The sequence below is a fragment of the Streptomyces sp. NPDC041191 genome (genome assembly GCF_055591945.1).
In genome coordinates, this window is record NZ_JBVIZC010000007.1 from 206,211 (window position 1) to 233,206 (window position 26,996).

Genomic DNA, 26,996 nt, shown 5'->3' on the forward strand with positions numbered 1-26,996 from the left:
GGGCGACAGCACTCGTGCGCATCGCCAGATTCTCCATCGACGGCAACGTGGCCTTCGGCGCGGTCGAGGGCGAGGGACCTGCCGAGTCCGCCGCGTCCGGCGACCTCGTCCTCGACATCATCAAGGGCATCCCTTACACCGACTTCGAGCTCAGCGGCACCAAGGTCCCGCTGAGCAAGGTGCGGCTCCTGCCGCCGGTGCTCCCCAACAAGGTCGTGGCCATCGGCCGCAACTACGCCGAGCACGCCGCCGAACTCGGCAACGAGGTCCCCGAGGTGCCCGTCGCCTTCTTCAAGCCCACCACCTCGGTGATCGGCTCCGGCGACGCCATCGAGTACCCCTCCTTCTCCAGCGAGCTGCACCACGAGGCCGAACTGGCCGTGGTGATCGGCCGCATGTGCCGCGAGGTCCCCCGGGAGCGCGTCAAGGACGTGATCTTCGGCTACACCTGCGCCAACGACGTCACCGCCCGCGACGCGCAGCGGCGCGAGAAGCAGTGGGCCCGCGCCAAGGGCTTCGACACCTCCTGCCCCCTGGGGCCCTGGGTGGAGACCGACCTGGACCCGGGCGACCTGGCCGTGCGGGCCACGGTCAACGGCGAACAGCGCCAGCTCGGCCGTACGAGCGACATGGTCCGCTCCGTCGAGGACCTGGTCGTCCACATCACCGAGGCCATGACGCTGCTCCCCGGCGACGTCATCCTCACCGGTACCCCCGCCGGAGTCGGACCGCTCAACGTCGGCGACGAGGTCGCCGTCACCATCGAAGGCATCGGCACTCTCACCAATAAGGTGATCAAGCGTGGCTAACGCTCCCCTCCGCGTCCGTTTCTGTCCCTCGCCGACCGGCAACCCCCACGTGGGCCTGGTCCGCACCGCCCTCTTCAACTGGGCCTTCGCCCGGCACAACCAGGGCACCATGGTCTTCCGCATCGAGGACACCGACGCGGCGCGCGACTCCGAGGAGTCGTACCACCAGCTGCTCGACTCGCTGCGCTGGCTCGGCCTCGACTGGGACGAGGGCCCGGAGGTCGGCGGCCCGCACGCGCCGTACCGCCAGTCGCAGCGGATGGACATCTACAAGGACGTCGCGGACAAGCTGCTCGCCGGCGGCTACGCGTACCCCTGCTACTGCACCACCGAGGAGCTCGACGAGCGCCGCGAGGCCGCCCGTGCCGCCGGCCGCCCCTCCGGCTACGACGGCCACTGCCGCGACCTCACCGACGAGCGGAAGGCCGCGTACGAGGCCGAGGGCCGCACCCCGATCGTGCGCTTCCGGATGCCGGACGAGCCGATCACCTTCACCGACCTGGTCCGCGGCGAGCTCACCTTCACCCCGGAGAACGTGCCGGACTACGGCATCCTCCGGGCCAACGGCGCCCCGCTCTACACCCTGGTCAACCCGGTCGACGACGCCCTGATGGAGATCACCCACGTCCTGCGCGGCGAGGACCTGCTCTCCTCCACCCCGCGCCAGATCGCGCTCTACAAGGCGCTGATCGAGCTGGGCGTCGCCCAGGAGATCCCCGCCTTCGGCCACCTGCCCTACGTGATGGGCGAGGGCAACAAGAAACTCTCCAAGCGCGACCCGCAGGCGTCCCTCAACCTCTACCGGGAGCGCGGCTTCCTCCCCGAGGGCCTGCTGAACTACCTCTCCCTGCTCGGCTGGTCCTTCTCGGCCGACCAGGACATCTTCACCGTTCCCGAGATGGTGGCGAAGTTCGACATCGCCGACGTCAACGCCAACCCGGCCCGCTTCGACCTCAAGAAGGCCGAGTCGATCAACGCCGACCACATCCGCATGCTGGACGTGAAGGCGTTCGCCGAGGCGTGCGAGCCCTGGCTGCGCGCCCCGCACGCCCCCTGGGCGCCCGAGGACTTCGACCGGGCCGCCTGGGAGGCCATCGCGCCGTACGCCCAGACCCGCCTGACCGTCCTCTCGGACATCACGGCCAACGTCGACTTCCTCTTCCTGGACGAGCCGGTCTTCGACCAGGCGTCGTGGGACAAGGCGATGAAGGGCGAGCCCGCCGCGCTCCTCACCACCGCCCGGGAGAAGCTCGCGGACGCCGACTGGAGCGACCCCGAGTCCCTCAAGGCCGCCGTCCTGGCCGCCGGCGAGGCCCACGGCCTCAAGCTCGGCAAGGCCCAGGCCCCCGTCCGCGTCGCGGTCACCGGCCGCACGGTCGGCCTCCCGCTCTTCGAGTCCCTGCAGATCCTCGGCAGGGAGAAGACGCTGGCCCGCGTCGACGCGGCGCTGGCGAAGCTCACCGCGTAGGCGTCACCCCGGCATACGGGACGGAGGGCGGCGACCGGAACGGGTCGCCGCCCTCCGGCGCGTCCCCGCCGTCGGTACCGTGGCCCCATGACCATCCGGGCGGTCCTCTGGGACATCGACGACACGATCTTCGACTACGCCACCGCCGACACGGCCGGGATGCGCGGCCACCTCGCGGCCGAGGGGCTCCTGGAGGGCTTCGGCACGGTGGAGGCGGCCCTCGACCGGTGGCGGGAGCTCACCGCCCTCCACTGGCGCCGCTTCGAGCGGGAGGGCGGCGACTTCCTGGACCAGCGGCGCGACCGGGTCCGGGACTTCCTCGGCAGGCCGGAACTCACCGCCGCCGAGGCCGACGCCTGGTTCGGCCGGTACGTCGTCCACTACGAGGCGGCCTGGGCGCTCTTCCCCGACACCGTGCCCGTGCTCGACCTCCTCGCCCGTGACTACCGTCACGCCGTCCTGTCGAACTCCAGCGTCCACAACCAGGAGCGCAAGCTCCGCGTCCTGGGCGTCCGGGACCGCTTCGAGGCCGTCCTGTGCGCCGCCGAGCTGGGCGTGGCGAAGCCGGCCCCGGAGGCGTTCCACGCGGCCTGTGCCGCCCTGGGCCTGCCCCCGCACCAGGTGGCGTACGTCGGCGACCAGCCGGACATCGACGCCCGGGGCGCGGTGGAGGCGGGGCTGCGGGGCGTCTGGCTGGACCGCGCGGGCCTCGGCGGCCGGCCCGAGCTGCACCGGATCACGGACCTCCACCAGCTCCCGGACCTGCTCCGCCCGGATACCCGTTTTGGAGCGCGGTCCACCTTCGGGTAATGTTCTTCCTGCGCCGAGGGGAGCAAGCCGAAAGGCAAGAACCCGGAAAGCGCAAGCCGAGCAGGATCCCCGGCTGGGGAAGTTGTTCCGGTGGCCTATGGTGTAATTGGCAGCACGACTGATTCTGGTTCAGTTAGTCTTGGTTCGAGTCCAGGTAGGCCAGCTCGCAGAGCTCATCTGCATCGTGGATCTCATCCACAAAGCCCCCGTTGTGTAGCGGCCTAGCACGCCGCCCTCTCAAGGCGGTAGCGCCGGTTCGAATCCGGTCGGGGGTACGGATCCATCCTGTGGAACACCTGGGTAGCTCCCGGTGCGTCCGCGGTGACATCACCCGGCTCCGGCCGGGTGGGATCGCTAGGGCCCCCGTTGTGTAGCGGCCTAGCACGCCGCCCTCTCAAGGCGGTAGCGCCGGTTCGAATCCGGTCGGGGGTACCAACTGGTTCTAAACCACCAGTGGCCTATGGTGTAATTGGCAGCACGACTGATTCTGGTTCAGTTAGTCTTGGTTCGAGTCCAGGTAGGCCAGCGCAGTGATACCGCGCGACTCCGTCGCGTGACTCCAGATCTTGCCCCCGTTGTGTAGCGGCCTAGCACGCCGCCCTCTCAAGGCGGTAGCGCCGGTTCGAATCCGGTCGGGGGTACGCAGGAGGAAGCCCTTCCCTTCGGGGGAGGGCTTCTTCGTCGTTCGGTGCCGTACGGCCCCGCGCGCAATTCCGGCCCACCGCTGCGGCGTTGGAGCGGTGGGCCGGGAGGGACGGGGGAGGCGGGGGTCAGCCGTTGCGGCGCAGCGCCTCGGAGAGGCGGGCGGCGGCGTCGATGACCGCCTGGGCGTGCATGCGGCCCGGGTGGCGCGTCAGGCGCTCGATGGGGCCGGAGACCGACACGGCGGCCACCACGCGGTTCGAGGGGCCGCGCACGGGCGCGGAGACGGACGCGACGCCCGGCTCCCGCTCGCCGATCGACTGGGCCCAGCCCCTGCGCCGCACGCCCGACAGGGCCGTCGCGGTGAAACGGGCGCCCTGGAGGCCGCGGTGCAGCCGCTCGGGCTCCTCCCAGGCCATCAGGATCTGCGCCGACGAGCCGGCCTTCATCGTCAGCGTCGAACCGACCGGAACGGTGTCCCGGAGGCCCGAGAGCCGCTCGGCCGCCGCCACGCAGATGCGCATGTCGCCCTGGCGGCGGTAGAGCTGGGCGCTCTCGCCGGTGACGTCGCGCAGATGCGTGAGCACCGGGCCCGCGGTCGCGAGCAGCCGGTCCTCGCCGGCCGCGGCGGCGAGCTCCGCGAGGCGCGGTCCGAGGATGAACCGGCCCTGCATGTCGCGCGCCACCATCCGGTGGTGTTCCAGTGCCACGGCGAGACGGTGTGCCGTGGGTCGTGCGAGTCCCGTCGCCGCGACCAGTCCTGCGAGGGTGGCCGGACCGGACTCCAGGGCGCCCAGGACAAGGGCTGCCTTGTCGAGAACACCTACGCCGCTAGAGTTGTCCATGCAACGATATTCGCGTCTCACTCTGTGAAACGCAAGTTCAATTTCCCCGGGAACTTGTCACTCTGGTGGGGCGGCCGCACAACGGCCCGCGAAACGGGTTTCTAGTTGTGCCGACGCAGACGTCGGCCGGAGGGAAAGCGATGGGTAGGACACTCGCGGAGAAGGTCTGGGACGACCACGTCGTCCGGCGCGCCGAGGGCGAGCCCGACCTCCTCTTCATCGATCTGCACCTGCTGCACGAGGTGACCAGCCCCCAGGCGTTCGACGGGCTGCGCCAGAACGGCCGGCAGGTGCGGCGCCTCGACCTCACCATCGCCACCGAGGACCACAACACCCCCACCCTCGACATCGACAAGCCGATCGCGGACCCCGTCTCCCGCGTCCAGCTGGAGACCCTGCGCAAGAACTGCGCCGAGTTCGGTGTCCGGCTGCACCCGCTGGGCGACGTCGAGCAGGGCGTCGTCCACGTGGTGGGACCGCAGCTGGGCCTGACCCAGCCCGGCACCACCGTGGTCTGCGGCGACTCGCACACCTCCACGCACGGCGCCTTCGGCGCGCTGGCGTTCGGCATCGGCACCAGCCAGGTCGAGCACGTCCTCGCCACCCAGACGCTCCCGCTCGCCCGTCCCAAGACCATGGCCGTCACCGTGGACGGCGAACTGCCCGAGGACGTCACCGCCAAGGACCTGATCCTGGCGATCATCACGAAGATCGGCACCGGCGGCGGCCAGGGCTACATCCTGGAGTACCGGGGCTCCGCCATCGAGAAGCTCTCGATGGAGGCCCGGATGACCATCTGCAACATGTCCATCGAGGCCGGCGCCCGCGCGGGCATGATCGCCCCCGACGAGACCACCTTCGCCTACCTGAAGGGCCGCGCCCACGCCCCCGAGGGCGAGGACTGGGACGCCGCCGTCGCGTACTGGAAGACCCTGAGGTCCGACGAGGACGCGGTCTTCGACGCCGAGGTCGTCGTCGACGCCGCCTCGCTGGCCCCGTTCGTCACCTGGGGCACCAACCCCGGCCAGGGCGCGCCGCTTTCGGCGAACGTCCCCGACCCGGCCTCGTTCGAGGACGCCTCGGAGCGCCACGCCGCGGAAAAGGCCCTGGAGTACATGGGGTTGACCGCGGGGCAGCCGCTGCGCGACATCCGGGTCGACACCGTCTTCGTGGGCTCCTGCACCAACGGCCGCATCGAGGACCTGCGCAACGCCGCCGGCCTGCTCCGGGGCCGCAAGGTCGCCGACGGCGTCCGCATGCTGGTCGTCCCCGGCTCGGTCCGGGTCGCCCTCCAGGCCGTCGAGGAGGGCCTGGACGAGGTCTTCAAGGAGGCCGGCGCCGAATGGCGGCACGCGGGCTGCTCGATGTGCCTGGGCATGAACCCCGACCAACTGGCTCCCGGCGAGCGCTCCGCGTCCACCTCCAACCGCAACTTCGAGGGCCGGCAGGGCAAGGGGGGCCGGACCCACCTGGTCTCGCCCCAGGTCGCCGCCGCCACCGCCGTACTGGGCCATCTGGCCTCCCCGGCCGACCTGTCCGACGTCGTCACTCCCGCGGGGGTCTAGGAACCATGGAAGCTTTCACCACCCACACCGGCCGCGCCGTCCCGCTGCGCCGCAGCAACGTCGACACCGACCAGATCATCCCCGCCCACTGGCTGAAGAAGGTCACCCGCGACGGCTTCGAGGACGGTCTCTTCGAGGCGTGGCGCAAGGACCCCGGCTTCGTCCTCAACCGTCCCGAGCGGCAGGGCGCCACGGTCCTGGTCGCGGGCTCCGACTTCGGCACCGGCTCCTCCCGCGAGCACGCCGTCTGGGCGCTCCAGAACTACGGCTTCCAGGCCGTGATCTCCTCCCGCTTCGCCGACATCTTCCGGGGCAACTCGCTGAAGAACGGCCTGCTGACGGTCGTCCTCCCGCAGGAGACGGTGGACGCCCTCTGGGAGCTGACCGAGGCCGACCCGACCGCCGAGGTCACCGTCGACCTGGAGCGCCGCAAGGTCCTGGCCGCCGGGATCGACGCCGACTTCGAGCTGGACGAGAACGCCCGCTGGCGTCTGCTGAACGGGCTCGACGACATCAGCCTCACCCTTCAGAACGAAGCGGACATCGCGGCCTACGAGGCGGCGAGGCCGGCCTTCAAGCCCCGTACCATTACGGCCTGAGCAGCGCTTTTCCACGACTGCGCCCCCCACCTCCCGGTGGGGGGCGCAGTCGCTTGTTGAGACCCCGTCGGGCGACAACTCGCCCCAGATGGCACAATCGGCGCATGGAACGCGACAGCCAACTCGAGCTCTACGAGGCAGTCGCCGCCCGATTGAAGGAAGCGCACGCGACCGTGCGCTCACTGCAAGTCCCGGAGGGCGTAAGGATGGCGCTGTCCCGGAAGCTGCTGGTCGTGACGGCCGCGGCGAAGCACGATCTCAAGGACGCGGCGAAGCGTCTGGACCGGTTGATGAAGGACCTCGACGAGGGCCGATTCCCAGAGGACGACTGACACCAGGAACTCCGCAACGGCTCTTCCGCGTTGCGGCACTAGGGTGATTAGACCGTTTCGTGTTTGATTTGCGGTATATACATGCCTAACGTGCGAAAAAGCTTGAACACTTTCGTTCTGGCAATGTCTCCGAAGGGGAAGACGTGAACAAGGCGCAGCTCGTAGAAGCGATTGCCGACAAGATGGGCGGTCGCCAGCAGGCCGCCGAAGCCGTCGACCACGTGCTCGACGCCATCGTGCGTGCCGTGGTCGCCGGCGACCGGGTCTCCGTCACGGGTTTCGGCTCGTTCGAGAAGGTCGACCGGCCGGCCCGTTACGCCCGCAACCCGCAGACGGGCGAGCGGGTCCGCGTGAAGAAGACCTCCGTCCCCCGCTTCCGCGCCGGGCAGGGCTTCAAGGACCTGGTCAGCGGCTCGAAGAAGCTCCCCAAGGGCGGCGAGGTCTCCGTCAAGAAGGCTCCCAAGGGCAGCCTCACCGGTGGCGCCTCCGCGACCGTGAAGAAGGCCGCCGCGAAGAAGGCCACCACGGCCAAGAAGGCCGCCGCGAAGAAGGCGACCCCGGCGAAGAAGACCGCGACCACCGCCGCCGCGAAGAAGACGGCCCCGGCGAAGAAGACCGCGACCACCGCCGCCGCGAAGAAGGCGACTCCGGCGAAGAAGACCGCGACCACCGCCGCCGCGAAGAAGAGCCCGGCCGCCAAGAAGACCACCACCGCCGCGGCCAAGAAGACCACCGCCAAGAAGACCGCCCCGGCCGCGAAGAAGACCACGGCGACGACGGCGCCCGCCAAGAAGACGACGGCGCGCAAGACCACCGCCAAGAAGACCGCCGCCAAGAAGTAGGACCTGCGGGAACGATCCGCCGGGCCGGACTCCCCACGGGGAGGCCGGCCCGCGGCGCGTCACCCGCCCGGGGTCCGGGCCCGCGGCGCGTCATCCGTCACCGCCCGCGCCTTCGCCCCGCGGCGCGTTCCTCCCGGCGTCTCCGCTCCGGGCCCCGCCGCCCCCGGCGCCTCCCGGATCAGAACGTCTGGAGGGTCACCAGCGTGATGCGCGGACCGGCCCCCGGGCCGCCCGGTTCCGTCTCGATCCGTACGCGCTGCCCCGGACGCAGCAACCGCAGCCCGCCCGCCTCGAAGGCCGCCGCCCCGAACTCCACGGGGGTGCCGTCGTCGAGCAGCACACTGCCGCTGCGGGTCTCGGGGTCGTACGTGAACGCGGTCGCCTGCATGGACCGCAGCCTATCCGGCCGCCGTCAGCCACCGGGCGGCCGTCCGCCGCCCGAGCCCCAGCTCCGCGGCCGCCGCCAGATCCTCCCCGGTGTCCACGTCCCGGCGTACGGAATCCACCCCCGCGAGCCCGATTTCCACCGCCCCCGACGACAAATGCCGCAGCCGCGACGCGCCCCCGAATGCCGGTTCCAATTCCACCCCCGGGGCCGCCGAGAGGAATGTCGTGCCCATTTCGGCGGCATCCGCGAGAAATGCCCTCGGAAATGACCGGGCCGCGTCCAGGACCCGGGCCAGCTCCGCCGGGCGCAGCGCCGGGAGGTCCGCGCTGAGCGCCGCCACGCGCGCGTGCGGCCGCCGCGCCCGCACCGCCCGCGCCCCGTGCGCGAGCGCCGCGTTGAGCCCCGCCGCCGGGGCGTCCGGCACGATCCGCGCGCCCAGCGCCGCCAGTGCCGCGCCCGCCGCCGGGTCGTCGGTGACGACCAGCGCGTCCCGTACCCGCACGCACTCCAGCACCGCCCCCACGGTGTCCTCGGCGAACGCCAGCGCCAGCCGGGGGCGCAGCCGCGCGCCCGCCGCCGCGGCCAGCCTGCTCTTCGCCAGGGCGAGGGGCTTCAGGGGCACGACGAGGGACCAGCGGTCATCGGCGTCGGTGTTCATCGCGGACCATTCTGTCCCGCCCGTGCGGCTCGCCGGAGAGGCCGGGGCGTACCGTGTCCTCGACAGACCAGGAGCATGGGGCGACACTGACCCCCTGCCAGCCAGTCCCGGAGAAAGGTGTCCGCGTGCCCCGCCGCAGAATCGGCTTCTGGTACCGCCTCGCGGCGGTCATCGTCAAACCCCCCCTGGTGGTTCTGTTCAAGCGGGACTGGCGCGGCACCGAACACATTCCCGCCGAGGGCGGATTCATCACCGCCGTGAACCACAACTCCTACCTGGACCCGCTCTCCTACGCGCACTACCAGTACAACACCGGCCGCGTTCCCCGCTTCCTCGCCAAGGCGGCCCTCTTCAAGGGCTCCTTCGTCGGCATGATGCTGCGCGGCACCGGCCAGATCCCCGTCTACCGCGAGACGACCGACGCGCTGGACGCCTTCCGCGCCGCCGTCGCGGCCATCGAGAGCGGCGAGTGCGTCGCCTTCTACCCCGAGGGCACCCTGACCCGCGACCCCGCGATGTGGCCCATGGCGGGCAAGACCGGCGCCGCCCGCGTGGCGCTGCTCACCAGGGCCCCCGTCATCCCGGTGGCCCAGTGGGGCGCCAACCTCGCCATGCCGCCGTACGCGAAGGAGAACAGGCTCCGGCTGTTCCCCCGCAAGACGCTGGTCGTGCAGGCCGGTCCGCCGGTCGACCTCTCCCGCTTCCACGGCCTGGAGCCCACGCCCGAGGTGCTCCGCGAGGCGACCGAGACCATCATGGCCGCCATCACCGCCCTCCTGGAGGAGATCCGCGGCGAGAAGGCGCCCGCCGAACCCTACGACCACCGCAGGGCCCGCCTCGCGCAGCGCCGCAAGGCCGCCGAGGGAGGCGCCAAGTGACCAGGGCCGCCGTCTTCGGCAACGGGTCGTGGGGCACCGCCTTCGCCATGGTGCTCGCGGACGCGGGCTGCGAGGTGAGCCTCTGGGGCCGCCGCGCGCAACTCGCGGAGGAGATCAACGCCACCCGGACCAACCCCGACTACCTGCCGGGGGTCGAACTCCCCCGGGGGATCACGGCCACCGCCGACCCGGCCGAGGCCGCCGCCGGCGCCGACTTCACCGTCCTGGTCGTCCCCTCGCAGACCCTCCGGGGCAACCTCGCCGCCTGGACGCCGCTCCTCGCCCCCGACACGGTCCTCGTCTCCCTCATGAAGGGCGTCGAACTCGGCACCGCCAAGCGGATGAGCGAGGTCATCACCGAGGTCGCGGACGTGCCCGCCGAGCGCGTCGCCGTCCTGACCGGCCCGAACCTGGCCAAGGAGATCGCCGCCCGGCAGCCCGCCGCCGCCGTCGCCGCCTGCGTCGACGAGACGGTCGCCCAGCGGCTCCAGAGCGCCTGCCTGACCCCGTACTTCCGCCCGTACACCAACACCGACGTGGTCGGCTGCGAGCTGGGCGGCGCCGTCAAGAACGTCATCGGCCTCGCCGTGGGCATCGCCAACGGCATGGGACTCGGCGACAACTCCAAGGCCACGCTCATCACCCGCGGCCTCGCCGAGACCACCCGCCTCGGCCTCGCCATGGGCGCCGACCCGCTCACCTTCTCCGGCCTCGCCGGCCTCGGCGACCTCGTCGCCACCTGCTCCTCGCCGCTCTCCCGGAACAACACCTTCGGCACCAACCTCGGCCGGGGGATGACGCTCCAGGAGACCATCGCGGCCACCAGGCAGACCGCCGAGGGCGTCAAGTCCTGCGAGTCGGTGCTCGATCTGGGCCGCCGCCACGGCGTCGACATGCCCATCACCGAGACGGTCGTCTCGATCGTCCACGAGGGCAAGCCGCCGGTCGTCGCCCTCAAGGAGCTGATGTCGCGCTCGGCGAAGCCCGAACGCCGCTGAGCCGGACGGGCCGGGCGGCCGGGCCGCCCGGCGGGGCGCTCAGGAGTTCGGGTGCCGCAAGGTACTCTCGTCGCGATATGAGCGAGAACACCCAGAGCCCCCGCAAGCCGCGCGTGGCCGTCGTCTTCGGCGGACGCAGCTCCGAGCACGCCATCTCCGTCGTCACGGCCGGCGCCGTCCTGGGCGCCATCGACCGGGACAAGTACGACGTGCTGCCCATCGGCATCACGACGGACGGGCGCTGGGCGCTCACCGCCGACGCCCCGGAGCGGATGGCCATCACCGACCGGGCCCTGCCGAACGTCGCCGAACTGGCCGAGAGCGAGCGGGGCGGCGTCGTCCTCTCCGTGGACCCCGCCAACCGCGAGGTCGTCCTCGCCGAGCCCGGCGCCGTGCCGCGCGTCCTCGGCGAGGTCGACGTGGTCTTCCCGGTGCTCCACGGCCCGTACGGCGAGGACGGCACCCTCCAGGGCCTGCTGGAACTCTCCGGCGTCCCCTACGTCGGCGCGGGCGTCCTCGCCTCCGCCGTCGGCCAGGACAAGGAGTACATGAAGCGGGTCTTCGTCTCCTTCGGCCTCCCCGTCGGCCCGTACGAGGTCGTCCGGCCGCGCGAGTGGGAGCAGAACCCGGCCGCCGCCCGCAAGAAGATCGTGGAGTTCGCCGCCGAACACGGCTGGCCGCTCTTCGTGAAGCCCGCCCGCGGCGGCTCCTCCGTGGGCATCACCAAGGTCGACGACCTCTCCGGCCTGGACGAGGCCGTCGAGGAGGCCCGCCGCCACGACCCCAAGATCGTCGTGGAGGCGCTGGTCCGGGGCCGCGAGATCGAGTGCGGCGTCCTGGAGTTCGAGGACGGACCGCGCGCCAGCGTGCCCGCCGAGATCCCGCCCGTCACCGACCACGACTTCTACGACTTCGAGGCGAAGTACATCGACTCGGCCTCCGGCATCGTGCCCGCCCCCCTCGGGGACGAGGCCACCGCCGAGATCCAGCGGCTCGCCGTCGCCGCCTACGAGGCCGTCTCCTGCGAGGGCCTGGTCCGCGCCGACTTCTTCCTCACCGAGGACGGCGACTTCGTCATCAACGAGATCAACACCATGCCGGGCTTCACGCCCATCTCCATGTACCCGCGCATGTGGCAGGAGAGCGGCGTGAGCTACCCCGAGCTGGTCGACCGGCTCGTCCAGGCCGCGCTGAACCGCTCCACCGGCCTGCGCTAGAACGCGTCCGGGACGTGGCGCCGCCCGCCTTCCGGGCGGGCGGCGCCACTTTCGGCACACACCCCGGACGGTCCGCCCCCGGGAGCCGGCCGTGCACGCGCGGCCGGCTCCCGGGGGCGTCCGGACGGCGTCAGGAGCACTCGGGTTCCAGCGCGCACGGGATCGTCCCGGCCACGGACCCGGCGAGAGCGGTGAGCGGTCCCGCGTCGTGCTCGTAGCGCCGGTCGAGGCTCACCTCGACGTACGTCCTCCGGTACACCGAGGTGAACCGGGGCCCGGAGCCCTCCGGCCGTTCCAGCATCCAGCGCACGCCGTTCGCGGAGACGCCCTGCGCCTTCGGATCGCTCATCTTTTCGGGCCGGGGGACTCCGCAGCGCAGTACGATCGCACCGTCACCCCACCCGGCGGTCAACTCGGAGCCGGGCTCCGGGTCACTCCGTTCCAACCCCGCCACCGTGTCGGGCAGCTCCTTCGCCAGGGCCTGGCAGAGGACGGCCTCCTCCGGCGGAGGGCTGGGGACCGCGACGGACGACGGACCGTCCGCCGGGGAACAGCCGGCGGACGCCAGCAGCAGCACGGCGGCCGAGACGGCGACGGGCAGGCCGAAGGGCCGGTGGGAAGAGGTCACCGGCCAAGCGTAGACGGGGGCTACAGATGAACGACCGGGCAGGTGAGGGTGCGCGTGATGCCGTCCACTTGCTGGACCCTGGCGACCACCATGCGGCCCAGTTCGTCGACCGTCTCCGCCTGCGCGCGCACGATGACGTCGTACGGACCGGTCACGTCCTCCGCCTGGATGACTCCCGGAATCCCGGAGATGGCGGCGGCGACGCTCGACGCCTTGCCCACCTCGGTCTGAATGAGGATGTACGCCTGTACCACGGAGCCTCCAGGGCGACCACGAGGATCTTGTGGGAGAAAGGGACGCCACGGTACCGCGTCACCACGGGCCGCGGGGAGACCCGCGCGCTCCGGGGCGTCCGGGGCGTGGCCCGCACAGGACAGAAGTTGACGGTCTACATGACGGTACCCAGCACGGTGACGGCCCGCGACCCGCGGCGCGCCCAGACGCGCCCCCGCCCGCCGGCCGGCACGAACACACGAGGTGAGACGCGGTGAAGGGCACAGTCGGAGAGCTGGGCGAGTTCGGGCTCATCAGAGAGCTCACGTCCCGGCTCACCTCCACCCCGGCGGTACGGATCGGACCCGGCGACGACGCCGCGGTCGTCTCCGCCCCCGACCGGCGCGTGGTGGCCAGCACGGACATCCTCCTCGAAGGACGTCACTTCCGCCGCGACTGGTCGACGGCGTACGACGTCGGCCGCAAGGCCGCCGCGCAGAACCTCGCCGACATCGCCGCCATGGGCGCGGTCCCCACCGCCCTCCTCCTCGGCCTCGTCGTCCCCGCCGAACTCCCCGTGACCTGGCCCACCGAACTCATGGACGGCCTGCGCGACGAATGCCAGGTCGCGGGCGCGGCCGTGGTCGGCGGCGACGTCGTCCGGGGCGACACGATCATGGTCTCCATCACCGCCCTGGGCGACCTGCGCAACCACGACCCGGTCACCCGGGGCGGCGCCCAGCCCGGCGACGTCGTCGCCTACACCGGCTGGCTCGGCTGGTCCGCCGCCGGATACGCGGTCCTCTCCCGCGGCTTCCGCTCCCCCCGCGCCTTCGTCGAGGCCCACCGCAGGCCCGAACCCCCGTACCACGCGGGCCCGGCCGCCGCCGGGCTCGGCGCCACCGCCATGTGCGACGTCAGCGACGGCCTCATCGCGGACCTCGGCCACATCGCGGAGGCCAGCAAGGTCCGCATCGACCTGCGCTCCGGCCTCATCGACATCCCCACCCAGATGCACGACATCGGCCAGGCCGTCGGCGTCGACCCCATGCAGTGGGTGCTCACCGGGGGAGAGGACCACGCCATCGTCGCCACCTTCCCGCCGGACGTGAAGCTCCCCGCCCGCTGGAAGGTCATCGGGGAGGTCCTCCACCCCTCCGCGCTGCCCCAGGTCACCGTGGACGGGGCACCCTGGCAGGCGGCCGGCGGCTGGGACCACTTCGGGGAGACGGAGTGAGGCCGCCCCTGGTCCTCACCGTCGCCGGCTCCGACTCCGGCGGCGGCGCCGGCATCCAGGCCGACCTGAAGACGATGCTGGCGCTCGGCGTCCACGGCATGAGCGTCCTCACCGCCGTCACCGCACAGAACTCCCTGGGCGTCCAGGGCGTCTGGGAACTGCCCGCGGAGGCCGTGCGCGCCCAGTACCGGTCCGTCGTCGACGACATCGGCGTCCAGGCCGTCAAGACCGGCATGCTGGCCACCGCCCCGCTGGTGGAGACCGTGGCGGAACTCCTCGCGGGCACCGACGCCCCCGTCGTCGTCGACCCGGTCGGGGTCTCCAAGCACGGGGACCCGCTCCTCGCCGCGTCCGCGCTCGACGCCGTACGGAAGGAACTGCTGCCCCGCGCCACCGTCGCCACGCCCAACCTGGACGAGGTGGCGCAGCTCACGGGGGTGCGCGTCGTGCACGAGAGCGACATGAGGACCGCCGCCGAGGCCGTCCTGTCGTACGGGCCGGAGTGGGTCCTGATCAAGGGCGGGCACCTGCCCACGGGCCGGGAGGCCGTGGACCTGCTCACCGACGGCGAGGAGGAGCACTGGCTGCGCGCCCCGCGCCACGACAACCGGCACACCCACGGCACGGGCTGCACGCTCGCCTCCGCCATCGCCTCCGGACTCGCCGGGGGCCTGACGGTGCCGGAGGCCGTACGGGAGGCCAAGGAGTACGTGACCGGGGCCATCGGCGCCGGATTCGCCCTGGGCTCCGGCATAGGCCCGGTCGGCCACGGCTGGCGGCTCGGGGGCTGAGCCGGTGCGGGCCCGGGAGGCGTCACGCGCCCCCGGCCCTGCTTCCGGACCCGTTTCCGGGCACGGCAAAAGGCCGGCCCACCGAGGTGGACCGGCCTTTCAAGGCAACCGCAGGGGCTGCGCTACGACAGAACGTCGCGGTTAGCGCGAGACCTTGCCGGCCTTGATGCACGAGGTGCAGACGTTGAGCCGCTTCGGCGTCCGACCGACCACGGCACGCACGCGCTGGATGTTCGGGTTCCAGCGACGGGACGTACGGCGGTGCGAGTGCGAAATGTTGTTGCCGAAGCCCGGCCCCTTGCCGCAGACGTCGCAGTTGGCAGCCACGGGTCACTCCAAAGACTTCAGATTTACAGTGAAATCCGGCGCACCGGAATCAGGAGTCTGAAGTGGCTTGCCGGGGAACGGCCCGGTGTGGACCGGGCAACCGAAGCAGCATACAACGGCTGCTTCGGTACAACGAAACTACCATGGTCTGCGCCCGCCCCGCCCCGGGCCCCGGTCACCCGCGGGACACCCCGGGTCTACCCTGCGGTGATCCCACCGCCGAAGGAGGCCCCCGTTGTCGCGAGCCCTTCAGCCCGACGAGGAGCTCGTCGAGCTCGACGCCGAAGCGGTCCGGAGCTGGTGCGCGCGGGCCCTCGACGCCCTCGGCCGGGAGCGCGAGGAGATCGACGCGATCAACGTCTACCCCGTCGCGGACGGGGACACCGGCACCAACCTCTACCTGACGGCGGAGGCCGCCCACCGGGCCGTCGAAGCGGTCTTCGCCGCCTCCGCCCCGGACACCGCCGAGACCGTACGGGCCATGGCCCACGGCGCCCTCCTCGGCGCCCGCGGCAACTCCGGGACCATCTTCTCCCAGCTTCTGCGCGGCATGGCGGCCGTCCTCGCGCGGGGCCGCGACGGCGACCACCTCGCCCGCGCCCTCGCCGAGGCCGCGCGAGCGGCCCGGGAGGCCGTCGCCCACCCCGTGGAGGGCACCATCCTCACGGTGGCGAGCGCCGCCGCCGGAGCCTGCGCGGCGGGCGGCGGGCTCGTGCAGGTGGCCCGCGACGCCCACGAGGGCGCCAGGACCGCCCTCGCGGCCACCCCGGGCCAGCTGGACGTCCTCGGACGCGCCGGGGTCGTGGACGCCGGCGGCCGGGGGCTGGTGACCGTCCTCGGCGCCCTGCTGGAGACCGTCACCGGCCGGACCCCGCCCGACCCCGGGACCGCGCCGCTCCCGCCGGCCGCCCCCCGGGAGGAGTGCGCCGGCGACGGCGGGCCCGCCTACGAGGTGATCTACCTCCTGGAGGCCGGCGACGCGGCCGTCGAACTGCTGCGCTCCCGCCTCGACGCCCTGGGCGAGTCCCTGGTCGTCGTCGGCGGCGACGGGCTCTGGAACGTCCACGTGCACGTGGACGACGCCGGCGCCGCCGTCGAGGCCGGCGTCGAGGCCGGCCGGCCGCACCGCATCCGGATCACCCACTTCGCGACCGCCGCGCACGCCCCGGCCCCCGGGGAACGCGCCCGGCGCGCGGTCGTCGCCGTCGTCCCCGGCGAGGGCCTGGCCGGACTCTGCGCCGGGGCGGGCGCGACCACGGTACGGACCCGCCCCGGCGAACCGCCCACCGAGGACGAACTCGCCGAGGCCGTACGGCGGGCGCACGCCCGCGAGGTCGTCCTCCTGCCCAACGACGCCGACCTGCGCAAGACCGCCGCGGCGGCGGCCGAACGCGTCAGGGCCGAGGGCGTCCGCGTCGCCCTCATCCCCACCCGCGCCGCCGTCCAGGGCATCGCCGCCCTCGCCGTCCACGAACCCGGCCGGAGCTTCGACGAGGACGTCGTCGCCATGACGGCCGCCGCCGGGGCCACCCGCTACGCCGAACTCGCCGTCGCCGAACACCGCTCCTTCACCTCGGCCGGCGTCTGCCAGGCAGGCGACGTCCTCGGCCTCATCGAGGGCGACGTCGCCGTCATCGGCCAGGACCTCACCGAGACCGCCCGCACCGTCCTGGACCGGATGCTCTCGGCCGGCGGCGAACTCGTCACGCTCGTCGTCGCCGACGACACCCCGCCCGGCCTCGCCGCCGACCTCGAACGCCACGTCCGCCACGGCCACCTGGCCGTCGACACCACCACGTACCACGCGGGCGCGGGGGCCCCGCCGCTGCTCATCGGGGTGGAATAGGCCCCCCGGCCGGGCGGCCGTGCACGGCCCCCGCCCCGGCTGTCGGTCCCGTGGTGTGCAATGGAACGCGTGCCCGCGCTCGACGAACCACTCAAGAAGGCCCTCGGCCCCGCCACCGCCAAGGTCATGGCCGAGGCGCTCGACCTGCACACGGTCGGGGACCTGCTCCACCACTACCCCCGCCGGTACGCCGAGCGCGGGGAGCTGACCACCCTCTCCGACCTGCCGCTCGACGAGCACGTCACGGTGGTCGCGCAGGTCGCCGACGCCCGTGTCCTGACCTTCAACGGCGCCAAGGGGCGCGGTCAGCGGCTGGAGGTGACCATCACCGACGGCAGCGGCCGCGTCCAGCTCGTCTTCTTCGGCAAGGGCGTCCACAAACCGCACAAGGACCTGCTGCCCGGCACCCGCGCGATGTTCGCCGGCAAGGTCTCGCTCTTCAACCGGCGCCTCCAGCTCGCCCACCCGTCGTACGAACTGCTCCGCGGCGACCGCGAGGAGGCCGTGGACACCTGGGCCGGGGCCCTCATCCCGATCTACCCGGCCAGCACCAAACTGGAGTCCTGGAAGATCGCCAAGGCCGTCGACGCGGTCCTGCCGAGCGCCGTCGACGCCGTCGACCCGCTCCCCGGCGCCCTGCGCGAGGGCCGCGGCCTCGCCGAACTGCCCGAGGCCCTGCGGATGATCCACCGGCCCCGCACCAAGGCCGACATCGCCGCCGCCCGGGAACGGCTCAAGTGGGACGAGGCGTTCGTCCTCCAGGTCGCCCTCGCCCGCCGCCGGCACGCCGACACCCAGCTGCCCGCCGTCCCCCGCGGCCCCGTCCCCGGCGGCATCCTCGACGCCTTCGACGCCAAGCTCCCCTTCACCCTCACCGAAGGCCAGGAGAAGGTCTCCGCGGAGATCTTCGGCGACCTCGCCACCGACCACCCCATGCACCGCCTCCTCCAGGGCGAGGTCGGAAGCGGAAAGACCCTGGTCGCCCTGCGCGCCATGCTCGCCGTCGTGGACGCCGGGGGGCAGGCCGCGATGCTCGCGCCCACCGAGGTCCTCGCCCAGCAGCACCACCGTTCCGTCACCGAGATGATGGGCGAGCTGGCCGAGGGCGGGATGCTCGGCGGGGCCGAGCGCGCCACCAAGGTCGTCCTGCTCACCGGCTCCATGGGCACCGCCGCCCGCCGCCGGGCCCTCCTCGACCTGGTCACCGGCGAGGCCGGGATCGTCATCGGCACGCACGCGCTGATCGAGGACAAGGTGCGGTTCCACGACCTCGGCCTGGTGGTCGTCGACGAGCAGCACCGCTTCGGCGTCGAGCAGCGCGACGCCCTGCGCGGCAAGGGGAAGCAGCCCCCGCACCTCCTCGTCATGACGGCCACCCCCATCCCCCGCACGGTCGCCATGACCGTCTTCGGGGACCTGGAGACCTCCGTCCTCGACCAGCTCCCCGCCGGCCGCTCCCCGATCGCCAGCCACGTCGTCCCCGCCGCGGACAAGCCGCACTTCCTGGCGCGCGCGTGGGAACGCGTCCGCGAGGAGGTCGGGAACGGCCACCAGGCGTACGTGGTCTGCCCCCGCATCGGGGACGAGGAGGACCGGAAGACGAAGGCGAAGGCCCCCGCCGGGGACGAGGCGGAGAAGCGGCCCCCGCTCGCCGTCCTCGACGTCGCCGAGAAGCTGGGCGCGGGCCCCCTCGCGGGCCTGCGGATCGCGGTCCTGCACGGCCGCATGCACCCCGACGACAAGGACGACGTCATGCGCCGCTTCGCCGCCGGCGACCTCGACGTCCTCGTCGCCACCACCGTCATCGAGGTCGGCGTCAACGTCCCCAACGCCACCGCGATGGTGATCATGGACGCCGACCGCTTCGGCGTCTCCCAGCTCCACCAGCTCCGCGGCCGCGTCGGCCGTGGCTCCGCCCCGGGTCTCTGCCTCCTCGTCACGGAGATGCCCGAGGCGAGCCCCGCCCGGCAGCGCCTCGGCGCCGTCGCCTCCACCCTCGACGGCTTCGAGCTCTCCCGCATCGACCTCGAACAGCGGCGCGAGGGGGACGTCCTCGGCCAGGCCCAGTCCGGCGTCCGTTCCTCCCTGCGGGTCCTCGCCGTCATCGAGGACGAGGAGGTCATCGCCGCCGCCCGCGAGGAGGCCACCGCCCTCGTCCTCGCCGATCCGGACCTCACCGCCCATCCGGGTCTGCGCACCGCCCTCGACGCCCTCCTCGACAAGGACCGGGAGGAGTACCTGGAGAAGGGCTGACAGCGCTGCGGGGAGGGCACCCATAAGGTATTGCGTACGCAATGTCTTATGGGATACGAGGACACCAATGACCCGCGTGATCGCCGGTACGGCCGGCGGGCGGCGCCTGGCCGTACCGCCCGGAAACGGCACCCGCCCCACCTCCGACCGGGCGCGCGAGGGCCTCTTCTCGACCTGGGAGGCGTTCCTCGGCACCCTCGGCGGGGCCAGGGTCGCCGACCTGTACGCGGGTTCCGGGGCCGTCGGCCTGGAGGCGCTCTCCCGGGGTGCCGCCCACGCCCTCCTCGTCGAGGCCGACCCCCGCGCCGCGAAGACGATCCGGGACAACATCCGCTCGATCGGCCTGGCCGGCGCCGAGCTCCGCACCGGCAGGGCCGAGCAGATCGTGACCGGACCCGCCCCCGCCGATCCGTACGACCTGGTCTTCCTCGACCCGCCGTACGCCGTCGAGGACGACGCTCTCCGCGAGATCCTCCTCACACTGCGCTCGGGGGGCTGGCTGCGCGAGGATGCCCTCGTCACCGTGGAGCGCAGTACCAGGGGCGGGGAATTCGGCTGGCCGGCCGGTTTCGAGCCACTGCGGGCCCGTCGTTACGGCGAGGGAACGTTTTGGTACGGTCGCGCCGCCTCTACGTGCGAAGACGCACGATGACCGGACCGGAGAGCGAGGGACCCACGTTGCGCCGCGCCGTCTGTCCGGGGTCGTTCGACCCCATCACCAACGGACATCTCGACATCATCGCCCGCGCCTCCAAGCTGTACGACGTCGTACACGTGGCCGTGATGATCAACCAGTCGAAGAAAGGTCTCTTCACGGTCGACGAGCGGATCGAGCTGATCCGCGAGGTCACCGCCGACCTCGGCAACGTCGTGGTCGAGTCCTTCCGCGGCCTGCTCGTCGACTTCTGCAAGCAGCGCGACATCCCCGCCATCGTCAAGGGGCTGCGCGCGGTCAGCGACTTCGACTACGAGCTGCAGATGGCCCAGATGAACAACGGGCTCTCGGGCGTGGAGACCCTGTTCGTCCCCACCAACCCGACGTACAGCTTCCTCTCCTCCTCCCTGGTCAAGGAGGTCGCCGCCTGGGGCGGCGACGTCTCCCACCTGGTCCCGCCGCTGGTCCTCGGCCGGCTGACCGAGCGGCTGGCGGAGAAGTGACGCGCGGCCACCGCCGCTGACGCTCCGTCACCCGGTGTCGGACGGGCGCCGACTGGCCGTACAGTCGGACCCGTCCGTCTCCAACCGGCTGTAGAGAGTGGCGAGCACCAGGTGGACGTGCAGAAGAAGCTCGATGAGATCGTGGCGACCGTACGGAGCGCCCGCTCCATGCCCATGTCGGCGTCCTGCGTGGTCAACCGCGCCGAGCTGCTCGCCCTCCTCGAAGAGGTGCGGGAGGCCCTGCCCGGCTCCCTGGCCCAGGCCCGGGAGCTGATCGGCGACCGGGAGCAGATGGTCGAGCAGGCCCGCCGCGAGGCCGAGCGGATCATCGAGGCCGCCCATGCCGAACGCGGCTCGATCGTCTCCGACACCCAGGTCGCCCGGGAGTCGCAGGAGGAGGCCGACCGGATCCTCTCCGAGGCCCGCCGCGAGGCCGAGGAGATCCGGGCCGAGGCCGACGACTACGTCGACTCCAAGCTCGCCAACTTCGAGGTCGTCCTCAACAAGACCATCGGCTCCGTCGAGCGGGGCCGCGAGAAGCTCCTCGGCCGCGGCCCGGGGGCCGGCCCGGACGGGTACGCCGACCAGGACGCCCCCGAGTACGGCGCCGACCCGCGGACGCCGGACCGGCGGACGGCCGAGGCCGACGAGTTCATCACCGCCAAGCTGGGCGCCTTCGAGGCGGTCCTCGGCAAGACCTTGGAGGCCGTCGGGCGGGGCCGGCAGAAGCTGCACGGCCGGATCGCCACCGACGACCTCGGCGAGCACATGGCCGCCCAGGACGGACTCTCCGGCGCGGTGCACACCAGCGACGCCGACTACCTGGCCGGGCTCGCGGAGCTCTCCGGGCCCGCGCCGGCGCAGCCCCCGGCCCCGCAGCGGCCCGACCCCTACGGGTACCCGCAGCAGCCGCAGCACCAGCCGGACGCCTACGCGGCCTACCAGCAGCCCCAGCAGGCCCAGCAGCCCGACCCGTACGCGTACCAGCAGCCCCAGCAGGCCGACCCGTACGGGTACCAGCAGCAGGACCCCTACGCGTACCAGCAGCCCGCCCCGCCGGCCCACGATCCCCAGCGGGACGCCTCGCTCGAAGAGACGAGCTTCTTCGACACGAGCATGATCGACCTGGAGCAGCTGCGCCGGTACGAGCAGCAGTACGAACAGGGCCGGTAAGGTCCGGACGGCCCGGATTGGGCCCTGGGCGAAGCGTCCAGTATCCTGGCTCTTCGGTCGCGCGTATCCCGCGATCCCCGCTGCCCACGGTCGGCAGCCTCCCCACGACGCAGAACGAATCGAAAGCAGGAAGAGCCCTGAGTACGCGCCTCGACCACCGCGACCCCCTCGTGTTCGACACGCACGAGCTGGGGCGGCGTCCTGGTGCCCTGCAGCGGATCTCGCGATCGGTCGAGGCCCCCGCGGCCCTGGGCGTCGAAGGAGTGATCGGAGTGCCCGAGGGCTCTCCGGTCGACATCGATCTCCGTCTTGAGTCGGTCATGGAAGGGGTGCTCGTCACAGGCACCGCCCGTGCATCGGCCGAGGGGGAGTGCGTAAGGTGTCTGGAGCCCGTCGAGCTGGAGCTCGACGTGGACTTCCAGGAGATGTTCTCGTACCCCGACTCCGACGACCGGGGCCGCTCCAAGGCGGCCGCGGACGACGAGGCCGAGGAAGACGAGGACGTGATCCCCCTCGAGGACGGCATGTTCGACCTCGAACCCGTGCTGCGTGATGCGGTGGTGCTCGCACTGCCGATGCAGCCGGTGTGCCGGGAGGACTGTGCGGGTCTGTGTTCCGAATGCGGGACCAACCTGAACGAGAACCCGGACCACCACCACGACGCCGTCGACATCCGTTGGGCGGCACTGCAGGGACTCGCCGGTTCGCTGGGAACCGATGAGAAGGACAACATGAGCGGCAAAGCCTCTGACGGGGACGTCCGAAGCGCCGCCGAGAAGCAGGAGAAGTAGCCGTGGCTGTTCCGAAGCGGAAGATGTCGCGCAGCAACACGCGCCACCGCCGGTCGCAGTGGAAGGCTGCGGTCCCCACCCTGGTTTCGTGTGAGCGTTGCCAGGAGCCGAAGCTGCAGCACATCGCGTGCCCGAGCTGCGGCACCTACAACAAGCGCCAGGTCCTCTCGGTCTGACGGGGCTGGTGAGAGGCGCAATGTCTGAGTCCCGCAAGACGGACGACACGACGGACCATGCCTCGTCCCACACGCTTCTGGAAGGGCGGCTCGGCTATCGGCTCGAGTCCGCCCTTCTGGTGCGTGCGCTGACCCACCGTTCGTACGCGTACGAGAACGGCGGTCTGCCCACCAACGAGCGGCTGGAGTTCCTCGGGGACTCCGTGCTCGGCCTGGTGGTCACCGACACGCTGTACCGCACCCACCCCGACCTGCCGGAAGGCCAGCTGGCCAAACTGCGGGCCGCGGTGGTCAACTCTCGTGCGCTGGCGGACGTGGGGCGCGGCCTCGAACTCGGCTCCTTCGTCCGGCTCGGCCGGGGCGAAGAGGGCACGGGCGGCCGGGACAAGGCGTCCATCCTCGCCGACACCCTCGAAGCGGTGATCGGCGCGGTCTATCTCGACCAGGGCCTCGAAGCGGCGTCCGAGCTGGTGCACCGGCTCTTCGACCCGCTGATCGAGAAGTCCTCGAACCTCGGTGCCGGACTGGACTGGAAGACCAGCCTCCAGGAGCTCACCGCGGCCGAGGGCCTGGGCGTCCCGGAGTACCTCGTCTCCGAGGAGGGCCCGGACCACGAGAAGACCTTCACCGCTGCCGCCCGCGTCGGTGGTGTCTCGTACGGCACCGGCACCGGCCGCAGCAAGAAGGAAGCGGAACAGCAGGCGGCGGAATCCGCGTGGCGCGCGATCCGCGCGGCCGCGGACGAGCGCGTGGCGGCGGCGAAGGCCGCGGCCGGGGCGGGAGCGGTCGCCGACTCCTCTCCTGCCGGGGACCGGGCTCCGGCCTGATCCCGTCGCACCCTTCGCTTCCCCGCTTTCCGGGAACCCCGCCCACGGGCGGGGTTCCCGTCTTTTCCCGTGCCGTCCGCACGGCAGTAGGGTTGACTCGGCCGTCGACGGAACAGCGAGGGAACGGCCGAGAAGCCCGGAGGAGCACCCGTGCCCGAACTGCCCGAGGTCGAGGTCGTACGGCGCGGTCTGGAGCGCTGGATCGCCGGACGGACCGTGGCCGGGGTCGAGGTCCTGCACCCCCGGGCCGTACGCCGCCACGTGGCGGGCGGCGAGGACTTCGCGGCCCGGCTCGAAGGTCAGCGGTTCGAGGGCGCGCGGCGGCGCGGCAAGTACCTCTGGCTGCCGCTGGCCGGAACCGGCACGGCCGTCCTCGGGCACCTGGGCATGAGCGGTCAGCTGCTCGTCCGGCCGCACGACGCCGCCGACGAGAAGCACCTGCGGATCCGCGTCCGCTTCGCGCCGTCGGACGGCGACTCCGCCTCCGGGACGGCCGGCACCGAACTCCGCTTCGTCGACCAGCGCACCTTCGGCGGCCTCTCCCTCCACGACCAGAGCCCCGACGGGCTCCCCGACGTCATCGCGCACATCGCCCGCGACCCGCTGGACCCGGCGTTCGACGACGCCGCCTTCCAGAGCGCCCTGCGCCTGCGCCGTACGACGATCAAGCGGGCGCTCCTGGACCAGTCGCTGATCAGCGGCGTCGGCAACATCTACGCGGACGAGGCGCTCTGGCGCGCCCGGCTGCACTACGACCGGCCGACCGCCGGCCTGACCCGGCCGCGCTCGGCCGAACTCCTCGGACACGTCCGCGACGTGATGAACGCGGCGCTCGCCGCCGGCGGCACCAGTTTCGACAGCCTGTACGTCAACGTCAACGGCGAGTCCGGCTACTTCGACCGCTCGCTCGACGCCTACGGACGCGAGGACGAACCCTGCCGGCGCTGCGGCACCCCGATGCGGCGGCGGCCCTGGATGAACAGGTCCAGCTACTTCTGCCCGCGCTGCCAGCGCCCGCCGCGCGTGCTCACGGCCTGACCCGGGCCCTTCCCCCCGCGTGCTCACGGCGCGGCCGTGGCGGTGCCGCGCTCCGGGCCCGCGCCGCCGCTCCGTCGGCTACTCCGCCGTCAGCGCGTCGGCGACGGTCCCCATGTCCGCCACGACGGTGTCGGCCCCCGCCTCGGTGAGGAGTTCCGCCTCGCGGGGCCCGTCGGCGTAGCCGATCACCGTCGTGCCCGCCCGGTGGGCGGCCCGGACGGCGTCGGGCGAGCCGCCGACCAGGACGCAGTTGGTGACGTCCATGTGCGTCTCCTCGGCCGCGGTGATGAGCGGGAACGGATTGGGCCGCATCAGGTGGGGCTTCCCGTCCGGGCGGCCGACGACCGCGGTGACGTACTCCTCCAGGCCGTGCGCCTCCAGGAAGCGCCGGACGCACTCGGCCGAGTTGTCGCTCACCACCGCGACCGCGCGGCCCGAGGAGTTCGCCGCCCGGAGGGCCGCCACCGCCCCCGGCTTCGGCGGCCCGGCCACCGCGACGGCCTCGGTCTCCGCCGCCGTCAGGGCCGTCTCCACCTCCTGGCCCAGCCCGTCGTCCGTCTCGTACGCGATGCGCAGGACCTCGAACGGGTCGCCGGTCCCGGCGGCCCTCGCGCCCGCCTCCGCGTCCCCGGCAGCGACGAGCGCGGCGAGCCGTCCGGCGACCTCGGGGGAGGGGAGCCCGGCGAACACGTCGCACAGGGGCCCGTCGAAGTCGAGGAAGAGCACGCGCGCGTTGGCCAGGAGTTCGATGAGTCGGTCGTCGTGCGTCAAGGTCGCAGTCCTTTCGGGGTGTCTCCCGGGCGCCGTGTTCCGGCTCGGCCCGCCCCGGGCGACGGCTTTGTCGTGCCGGATCGGCTGCTACCCCCGGAACGCCGCCTTATGGGCCCCCGCGCCCGGCGCGCGGAACGCCGGAGGTGTCTCCGCACCGCCGCGGGCCGCGTCCCGGACGCGGCGCGGGCCGCCCCGGAGGCCGTTCACGGCCCGGGACGGCCCACGCCGGGACCGGGAGAGAACCGGCCCCAGGAACGCTCAGTAGCCGAAGTCCTCGGTCCACCAGGGGCCGCCGTCACCGAAGTGGACGCCGACGCCCATGGCCTTGAAGTCGCAGTTCAGGATGTTGGCGCGGTGACCGTCGCTGTTCATCCAGGACTCCATCACCGCCGCCGCGTCCACCTGGCCGCGGGCGATGTTCTCGCCGGCCAGGGTCGAAACACCCGCCTTCTGCGCCCGCGCCCACGGGGTGTCCCCGTCCGGGTCCGTGTGGTCGAAGAAGCCGCGGGCGGCCATGTCCGCGCTGAACGCGCCCGCCAGCGACGCGAGCCGCGCGTCCGCGCGCACCGGGACGCAGCCCACCCGGGCGCGCTCGGCGTTGACCAGACGCAGGACCTCCGCCTCGGCCGCGTCGGCCCGGCCGGCGGTGGAGGCGGTCCGCAGCGGTGCCTCGGCGGTCGGGTCCGGCTTCGGCGCGGGTGCCTTCGTGGAGGGAGCGGCCTTCGGGGCGGGCTTCGCGCCCACCGTCCGCGCGGGCTTCGGCTTCACGGGCTTCGGCTCTGCGGTCTTCGGCTTCACGGGCTTCGGCGCGGGCGCCGGGGCCGAGGTCCTGGCCGGTTCGGGGGAGGTCGTGGCCGGAGCCGGTTTCCCGGACGGGGCGGCCGACGGGGTCGCGGGGGAGGCGGACGTACCGCTCGTGCCCGTTCCCGTCCGCGCGCCCGGAGAGCCGTCCGTGCCTGCCGGGGTCTCGGTGGCCCCGCCCTGCGTCGTCAGCTGCGGGGCCTGCCGGGACCGCACCTGGTGCTCGGCCGCCGTCCCGGGGCCGCCGACCGTGAACGTGTCCCCACCGGGCAGGAGGCCCGAGGCGACGGCGACGGCGCCGACCGCGACCGCCGCGGAGGCGCCGAGCAGACCGGTGCGCACGGACCGCTCCCGGCGGGCACCCCGGTGCCGGCGGTCCGTACCGGCCGACAGGTCCTCCGCGGCGGGTGCGGCGCCGGAGCGACGGTGGCGTCCCATCTCCTCTGCCCTCCTGCTGGTCTTTGCTGATCTTTGCTGCCGGTACCGTGGTGGTCCGGCGCCCGAACGGCGCGCCCCCGAACGGGTGAGGCGCGTTCGTCGGGACTGTACGCGATGGGACGCCGGGGGCGATGTGCTGATCCGGTGCGCTCCCCGCTACCGTGCAGCCATGAGCGACGACGTACGGATGACCGCCTGGGTGCGCGGCCGGGTACAGGGAGTGGGCTTCCGCTGGTTCACCAGGGCAAACGCACTGGAGATCGGCGGCCTGGTGGGCTTCGCCCTCAACCTCGACGACGGCCGGGTCCAGATCGTGGCCGAGGGGCCGCGTGAGAATTGCCACCGTCTGCTCGACTGGCTCCACTCCGACGACACACCCGGGCGCGTGGACGGTGTCACCGAGATCTGGGACACCCCGCGCGGGGGTTACGACGGCTTCGCCATCCGCTGACGATCACTCTCCGGCACCGTCTCCCG

At 72.5% G+C, this 26,996-nt stretch carries 30 protein-coding genes and 5 tRNA genes; 27 read left to right on the plus strand and 8 right to left on the minus strand.

Going from position 1 to position 26,996, the window contains the following annotated elements:
• Positions 1–14 precede the first annotated feature (14 nt).
• From ACZ6AQ_RS16095 to ACZ6AQ_RS16130, 8 genes are all read left to right on the plus strand, one after another.
• Positions 15–809 carry a fumarylacetoacetate hydrolase family protein gene (locus ACZ6AQ_RS16095; RefSeq protein WP_468760356.1) on the plus strand — a complete coding sequence of 265 codons (795 nt, stop codon included), beginning with the start codon at positions 15–17 and terminating at the stop codon, positions 807–809.
• Entirely contained in the window at positions 802–2,277 is a 1,476-nt protein-coding gene (gltX, locus tag ACZ6AQ_RS16100; RefSeq protein ID WP_468760357.1) for a glutamate--tRNA ligase, read from the plus strand. Before ACZ6AQ_RS16095 ends, gltX begins: the two co-directional genes overlap by 8 nt.
• Positions 2,278–2,364: 87 nt before the next feature.
• Positions 2,365–3,087 (plus strand): HAD family hydrolase, encoded by a 723-nt coding sequence (locus tag ACZ6AQ_RS16105; protein ID WP_468760358.1) that lies wholly within the window; start codon positions 2,365–2,367, stop codon positions 3,085–3,087.
• A gap of 91 nt (positions 3,088–3,178) precedes the next feature.
• Positions 3,179–3,250 (plus strand) — tRNA-Gln (locus ACZ6AQ_RS16110).
• Between the two features lie 39 nt (positions 3,251–3,289).
• A tRNA-Glu gene (locus ACZ6AQ_RS16115) sits at positions 3,290–3,362 on the plus strand.
• 84 nt (positions 3,363–3,446) lie between these two features.
• A tRNA-Glu gene (locus tag ACZ6AQ_RS16120) sits at positions 3,447–3,522 on the plus strand.
• Positions 3,523–3,541: 19 nt separating this feature from the next.
• Positions 3,542–3,613 (plus strand) — tRNA-Gln (locus tag ACZ6AQ_RS16125).
• Positions 3,614–3,655: 42 nt separating this feature from the next.
• Positions 3,656–3,728, plus strand: a tRNA-Glu gene (locus tag ACZ6AQ_RS16130).
• A gap of 129 nt (positions 3,729–3,857) precedes the next feature.
• Here ACZ6AQ_RS16130 and ndgR read toward each other — a convergent pair.
• Entirely contained in the window at positions 3,858–4,574 is a 717-nt protein-coding gene (ndgR, locus tag ACZ6AQ_RS16135; RefSeq protein WP_189981172.1) for an IclR family transcriptional regulator NdgR, read from the minus strand.
• Between the two features lie 140 nt (positions 4,575–4,714).
• On the opposite strand from ndgR, the gene leuC reads away from it, so the two are divergent.
• The 4 genes from leuC (at position 4,715) to ACZ6AQ_RS16155 (ending at position 7,912) form a co-directional block, all read left to right on the plus strand.
• The gene (leuC, locus tag ACZ6AQ_RS16140) at positions 4,715–6,139 is read left to right on the plus strand and encodes a 3-isopropylmalate dehydratase large subunit (RefSeq protein WP_468760359.1); all 1,425 of its coding nucleotides are present in this window, start codon (positions 4,715–4,717) and stop codon (positions 6,137–6,139) included.
• Between the two features lie 5 nt (positions 6,140–6,144).
• Positions 6,145–6,738 carry a 3-isopropylmalate dehydratase small subunit gene (gene leuD, locus ACZ6AQ_RS16145; RefSeq protein WP_468760360.1) on the plus strand — a complete coding sequence of 198 codons (594 nt, stop codon included), beginning with the start codon at positions 6,145–6,147 and terminating at the stop codon, positions 6,736–6,738.
• Positions 6,739–6,842: 104 nt separating this feature from the next.
• Complete coding sequence (locus ACZ6AQ_RS16150) at positions 6,843–7,070, plus strand: SCO5555 family protein (RefSeq protein WP_388689200.1); 228 nt, start codon at positions 6,843–6,845, stop codon at positions 7,068–7,070.
• Positions 7,071–7,213: 143 nt separating this feature from the next.
• Positions 7,214–7,912 (plus strand): HU family DNA-binding protein, encoded by a 699-nt coding sequence (locus tag ACZ6AQ_RS16155; protein WP_468760361.1) that lies wholly within the window; start codon positions 7,214–7,216, stop codon positions 7,910–7,912.
• Between the two features lie 178 nt (positions 7,913–8,090).
• Here the strand turns inward: ACZ6AQ_RS16155 and ACZ6AQ_RS16160 are convergent, their stop codons facing one another.
• The gene (locus tag ACZ6AQ_RS16160) at positions 8,091–8,300 is read right to left on the minus strand and encodes a hypothetical protein (RefSeq protein ID WP_388689203.1); all 210 of its coding nucleotides are present in this window, start codon (positions 8,298–8,300) and stop codon (positions 8,091–8,093) included.
• 10 nt (positions 8,301–8,310) lie between these two features.
• Positions 8,311–8,958 (minus strand): 2-phospho-L-lactate guanylyltransferase, encoded by a 648-nt coding sequence (gene cofC, locus ACZ6AQ_RS16165; RefSeq protein WP_468760362.1) that lies wholly within the window; start codon positions 8,956–8,958, stop codon positions 8,311–8,313.
• Between the two features lie 125 nt (positions 8,959–9,083).
• Between cofC and ACZ6AQ_RS16170 the strand changes: the two genes are divergently transcribed.
• The 3 genes from ACZ6AQ_RS16170 to ACZ6AQ_RS16180 all read left to right on the plus strand — a co-directional run bounded on the left by ACZ6AQ_RS16170 (position 9,084) and on the right by ACZ6AQ_RS16180 (position 12,051).
• Positions 9,084–9,836 (plus strand): lysophospholipid acyltransferase family protein, encoded by a 753-nt coding sequence (locus ACZ6AQ_RS16170; protein WP_468760363.1) that lies wholly within the window; start codon positions 9,084–9,086, stop codon positions 9,834–9,836.
• Entirely contained in the window at positions 9,833–10,834 is a 1,002-nt protein-coding gene (locus tag ACZ6AQ_RS16175; RefSeq protein ID WP_468760364.1) for an NAD(P)H-dependent glycerol-3-phosphate dehydrogenase, read from the plus strand. Before ACZ6AQ_RS16170 ends, ACZ6AQ_RS16175 begins: the two co-directional genes overlap by 4 nt.
• Before the next feature lie 77 nt (positions 10,835–10,911).
• Positions 10,912–12,051, plus strand: a complete 1,140-nt coding sequence (locus tag ACZ6AQ_RS16180; protein WP_468760365.1) for a D-alanine--D-alanine ligase family protein — start codon at positions 10,912–10,914, stop codon at positions 12,049–12,051.
• 130 nt (positions 12,052–12,181) lie between these two features.
• On the opposite strand, the gene ACZ6AQ_RS16185 is transcribed toward ACZ6AQ_RS16180, so the two are convergent.
• The gene (locus ACZ6AQ_RS16185; protein ID WP_468760366.1) at positions 12,182–12,679 is read right to left on the minus strand and encodes a DUF3515 domain-containing protein; all 498 of its coding nucleotides are present in this window, start codon (positions 12,677–12,679) and stop codon (positions 12,182–12,184) included.
• A 20-nt stretch (positions 12,680–12,699) separates the two neighbouring features.
• Complete coding sequence (locus tag ACZ6AQ_RS16190) at positions 12,700–12,933, minus strand: Lrp/AsnC family transcriptional regulator (protein WP_388689213.1); 234 nt, start codon at positions 12,931–12,933, stop codon at positions 12,700–12,702.
• Positions 12,934–13,166: 233 nt separating this feature from the next.
• Here ACZ6AQ_RS16190 and ACZ6AQ_RS16195 point away from each other — a divergent pair, with 233 nt between their 5' ends.
• Positions 13,167–14,129, plus strand: a complete 963-nt coding sequence (locus ACZ6AQ_RS16195; protein ID WP_388689215.1) for a thiamine-phosphate kinase — start codon at positions 13,167–13,169, stop codon at positions 14,127–14,129.
• A complete protein-coding gene (gene thiD / locus ACZ6AQ_RS16200; protein WP_468760367.1) occupies positions 14,126–14,920 on the plus strand; it encodes a bifunctional hydroxymethylpyrimidine kinase/phosphomethylpyrimidine kinase in 795 nt (264 codons plus the stop codon). Before ACZ6AQ_RS16195 ends, thiD begins: the two co-directional genes overlap by 4 nt.
• A gap of 141 nt (positions 14,921–15,061) precedes the next feature.
• Here the strand turns inward: thiD and rpmB are convergent, their stop codons facing one another.
• Complete coding sequence (gene rpmB / locus ACZ6AQ_RS16205; protein WP_003957616.1) at positions 15,062–15,247, minus strand: 50S ribosomal protein L28; 186 nt, start codon at positions 15,245–15,247, stop codon at positions 15,062–15,064.
• 235 nt (positions 15,248–15,482) lie between these two features.
• Between rpmB and ACZ6AQ_RS16210 the strand changes: the two genes are divergently transcribed.
• The 9 genes from ACZ6AQ_RS16210 to mutM all read left to right on the plus strand — a co-directional run bounded on the left by ACZ6AQ_RS16210 (position 15,483) and on the right by mutM (position 24,509).
• Positions 15,483–17,093 (plus strand): DAK2 domain-containing protein, encoded by a 1,611-nt coding sequence (locus ACZ6AQ_RS16210; protein ID WP_468760368.1) that lies wholly within the window; start codon positions 15,483–15,485, stop codon positions 17,091–17,093.
• 60 nt (positions 17,094–17,153) lie between these two features.
• Complete coding sequence (recG, locus tag ACZ6AQ_RS16215) at positions 17,154–19,346, plus strand: ATP-dependent DNA helicase RecG (protein ID WP_468760369.1); 2,193 nt, start codon at positions 17,154–17,156, stop codon at positions 19,344–19,346.
• A 67-nt stretch (positions 19,347–19,413) separates the two neighbouring features.
• Positions 19,414–19,998: a 16S rRNA (guanine(966)-N(2))-methyltransferase RsmD gene (gene rsmD, locus ACZ6AQ_RS16220; RefSeq protein WP_468760370.1), complete on the plus strand. Its 585-nt coding sequence runs from the start codon at positions 19,414–19,416 to the stop codon at positions 19,996–19,998.
• A 26-nt stretch (positions 19,999–20,024) separates the two neighbouring features.
• Positions 20,025–20,504 (plus strand): pantetheine-phosphate adenylyltransferase, encoded by a 480-nt coding sequence (gene coaD, locus ACZ6AQ_RS16225; protein WP_468760467.1) that lies wholly within the window; start codon positions 20,025–20,027, stop codon positions 20,502–20,504.
• A 111-nt stretch (positions 20,505–20,615) separates the two neighbouring features.
• Positions 20,616–21,677, plus strand: a complete 1,062-nt coding sequence (locus tag ACZ6AQ_RS16230; RefSeq protein WP_468760371.1) for an ATP synthase F0 subunit B — start codon at positions 20,616–20,618, stop codon at positions 21,675–21,677.
• 137 nt (positions 21,678–21,814) lie between these two features.
• Positions 21,815–22,468: a YceD family protein gene (locus tag ACZ6AQ_RS16235; RefSeq protein WP_388689377.1), complete on the plus strand. Its 654-nt coding sequence runs from the start codon at positions 21,815–21,817 to the stop codon at positions 22,466–22,468.
• Positions 22,469–22,470: 2 nt separating this feature from the next.
• On the plus strand, positions 22,471–22,644 hold the full coding sequence (gene rpmF / locus ACZ6AQ_RS16240) for a 50S ribosomal protein L32 (RefSeq protein WP_015036448.1): 174 nt from the start codon (positions 22,471–22,473) through the stop codon (positions 22,642–22,644).
• Between the two features lie 20 nt (positions 22,645–22,664).
• Positions 22,665–23,471, plus strand: coding sequence for a ribonuclease III (rnc, locus tag ACZ6AQ_RS16245; RefSeq protein ID WP_388689224.1), 807 nt, complete (start codon positions 22,665–22,667; stop codon positions 23,469–23,471).
• 150 nt (positions 23,472–23,621) lie between these two features.
• Positions 23,622–24,509, plus strand: coding sequence for a bifunctional DNA-formamidopyrimidine glycosylase/DNA-(apurinic or apyrimidinic site) lyase (gene mutM / locus ACZ6AQ_RS16250; protein ID WP_468760372.1), 888 nt, complete (start codon positions 23,622–23,624; stop codon positions 24,507–24,509).
• A 78-nt stretch (positions 24,510–24,587) separates the two neighbouring features.
• On the opposite strand, the gene ACZ6AQ_RS16255 is transcribed toward mutM, so the two are convergent.
• Together ACZ6AQ_RS16255 and ACZ6AQ_RS16260 are read right to left on the minus strand one after the other, a co-directional pair.
• The gene (locus ACZ6AQ_RS16255; RefSeq protein WP_468760373.1) at positions 24,588–25,280 is read right to left on the minus strand and encodes an HAD family hydrolase; all 693 of its coding nucleotides are present in this window, start codon (positions 25,278–25,280) and stop codon (positions 24,588–24,590) included.
• A 258-nt stretch (positions 25,281–25,538) separates the two neighbouring features.
• A complete protein-coding gene (locus ACZ6AQ_RS16260) occupies positions 25,539–26,519 on the minus strand; it encodes a CAP domain-containing protein (RefSeq protein ID WP_468760374.1) in 981 nt (326 codons plus the stop codon).
• A 169-nt stretch (positions 26,520–26,688) separates the two neighbouring features.
• Here ACZ6AQ_RS16260 and ACZ6AQ_RS16265 point away from each other — a divergent pair, with 169 nt between their 5' ends.
• On the plus strand, positions 26,689–26,970 hold the full coding sequence (locus ACZ6AQ_RS16265) for an acylphosphatase (RefSeq protein WP_388689231.1): 282 nt from the start codon (positions 26,689–26,691) through the stop codon (positions 26,968–26,970).
• Positions 26,971–26,996: the final 26 nt, after the last annotated feature.